Raw genomic sequence first — 2,481 nt, 5'->3', positions numbered from 1 at the left:
TTGACAAAAAAATAACAGACTTCAGGAGGATAATATGAAAAAAAATAAAGTGGTTATAGTTGGAGCTGGTATGGTAGGGATGAGCTATGCATACTCAATGGTAAACCAAGGAACATGTGAAGAACTTGTATTAATCGATATAGATAAAAATAGGACTGTGGGTGAAGCCTTAGATTTAAATCATGGACTTAGTTATGCACCTAGAAAAATGAAGATTTATTCAGGTGATTATAGTGACTGTAGTGATGCAAACATAATTTGCATAACAGCAGGAGCCACTCAAGTTCCAGGAGAAACAAGACTTGACTTGTTACATAAAAATACTAAAATAATGAAATCAATAGTTGGAGAAATAAAAAAGACTAGCTTTAATGGAATAATTATAGTTGCATCAAATCCAGTAGATATTATGACTTATGTTGTTTGGAAAGCATCAGGATATGATAAAACAAAAGTAATGGGATCTGGAACTACACTTGATACAGCTAGACTTAGATTTGGATTAGGTGAAAGGCTTGGAGTTACACCGAAATCTATACATGCTTATGTTATGGGAGAACATGGTGATTCTCAATTTGTTGCATGGAGTTATGCTTTAATGGGAGTTCAACCAATATATCAAGTAGCTTCTAAAAAAGATGCAAAAGTTAAATTTGAAGACCTAGAACTAATAGAAGATGAAGTAAGAAATATTGCCTACAAAATAATAGATTGTAAAAAATCAACTTATTATGGAATAGGAATGGCATTAGCTAGAATTACAAAAGCCATACTAGAAAATGAAAATAGCATATTAACAGTGTCATCATATTTGGATGATAAATACGGACATAATGATGTATTTATTGCAGTTCCAAGTATAGTAAATGAAAATGGAGTTAGAGAAGTAATAGAGCTTCCTTTAGAAAAAGAAGAAAAATCTAAGTTAGATAATTCAATAGAAATAATGAAAGAAAATATAGGTAAGTTAGATATATAAATAAGAAAAAGATACTTTTTAAGTATCTTTTTCTTATTATGATGGAAAGTATAATTAATACATATAAAGTACATAATTAATTCATATGTAATTCATACAAATTTGATAATATTTTCTCATGGAAAAATTATTTGAAAGGAGGTATTAAAATGAAAAAAATTAATAAGAAAGCTATTTTACCAATATTGTTATATGTGGTTGCTGCAATTATAGCGATTTATTCTATATTTACAATATATACTTCATACACTTATATTTCTAGTCTTGCGACAGCTGGTAGCATAGTTATAAAAGAACAGTTAGCAGATGTAATAAGCTACTATGTAAGTGCATCAATTCCTTATGTATTTTATGCAATAGTAGTTTGGGCAATAGGATACATAATAAACAAATTAAATAGCTTAAGTCCTTCTATTATTAATAAAGAAGAAAATAAGCTAGAAGAAAAAATAGATTAAAATAAAAAGTAGCTATCGCTTTAATATGTGAATAGCTATTTTTTATTTTAATCTATATAATATGTAATTCCTTAAATGTTTTTATGCATAAGGATGAAAGTATTATGGATGTTAAGCTACTAATCAAGATACATATCCTAGCTATGCCTATAAGCTCTGTATTACCCATAAAAGCAACTTCTGATACAAATATAGACATGGTAAAACCGATACTAGATATTAGAGAAACAATAAATACGCAGGTCCAATTTAGTTCCTTAGGTTTTTTTGATAATCCTATTAAATTACTTATATATGTAAACAACATTATTCCTAATGGTTTTCCGATTAAAAGTCCAAGATATATACCTAAAAATATTGTGGGATATTTAGCCAGATTCAAATTAGAATCAATACTTACTCCTGTATTAGAAAAAGCAAACAATGGAATAATAATAAGGCTATTAAAAATTTTAAAATATTTTATTATATAGTGAGACGTTGAATATTTCCTTTTGTAAGATGTTGTTGGTATACCTATTGCTAAAAGTATTCCACTTAAAGTTGAATGAATTCCGCTAAGATGAATAAAGTACCATAAACATACTCCTAATAGAAGATAGTAAAGTACACTTTCGATTTTAAATATTTTATTTCCAATACAACTTATAAAAAGACAAACAAGAGCTAAAATAAAAAAAGATAAATTAATTTTTGAGGAATAAACAGTACCTATTAGCAATATGGATACTAAATCATCTACTACGGCTAAAGATAATAAAAACATCTTTATTGAAGGATTTAAGTATTTACTAAATAAAAAATAAATACCCATAGAAAAGGCGATATCTGTAGATATAGGTATACAAATCCCACTAATATATTTTGTATTTAAATTAAAATATGTAAAAATTATAGCGGGCATTATGACACCACCAATGGATGCAATTACAGGAAAAGATGCTTTTTTAAAAGATGATAAGCTTCCAAATAAAACCTCTTCTTTTATTTCTAATCCTGCCAATAAAAAAAATATAGACATAAGAAAATCATTTACAAAGCTAT

At 27.2% G+C, this 2,481-nt stretch carries 3 protein-coding genes; 2 read left to right on the top strand and 1 reads right to left on the bottom strand.

From position 1 onward, the window contains the following. Window positions 1-34 precede the first annotated feature (34 nt). Both NSA58_RS18835 and NSA58_RS18830 read left to right on the top strand, forming a co-directional pair. Complete coding sequence (locus NSA58_RS18835; protein WP_074079352.1) at window positions 35-979, top strand: L-lactate dehydrogenase; 945 nt, start codon at window positions 35-37, stop codon at window positions 977-979. A 149-nt stretch (window positions 980-1,128) separates the two neighbouring features. Beyond that, window positions 1,129-1,437, top strand: a complete 309-nt coding sequence (locus NSA58_RS18830) for a hypothetical protein (RefSeq protein ID WP_074429887.1) — start codon at window positions 1,129-1,131, stop codon at window positions 1,435-1,437. A 52-nt stretch (window positions 1,438-1,489) separates the two neighbouring features. Here NSA58_RS18830 and nhaA read toward each other — a convergent pair. Beyond that, a partial coding sequence (gene nhaA / locus NSA58_RS18825) for a Na+/H+ antiporter NhaA (RefSeq protein WP_257560841.1) occupies window positions 1,490-2,481 on the bottom strand: 992 nt, incomplete at its 5' end.

The organism is Terrisporobacter muris, from assembly GCF_024621905.1.
GTDB classification, from domain to species: Bacteria; Bacillota; Clostridia; order Peptostreptococcales; family Peptostreptococcaceae; genus Terrisporobacter; species Terrisporobacter muris.
Note: the sequence above shows the minus strand (reverse complement) of the source record. Positions and strands in the feature narration are given on the sequence as shown.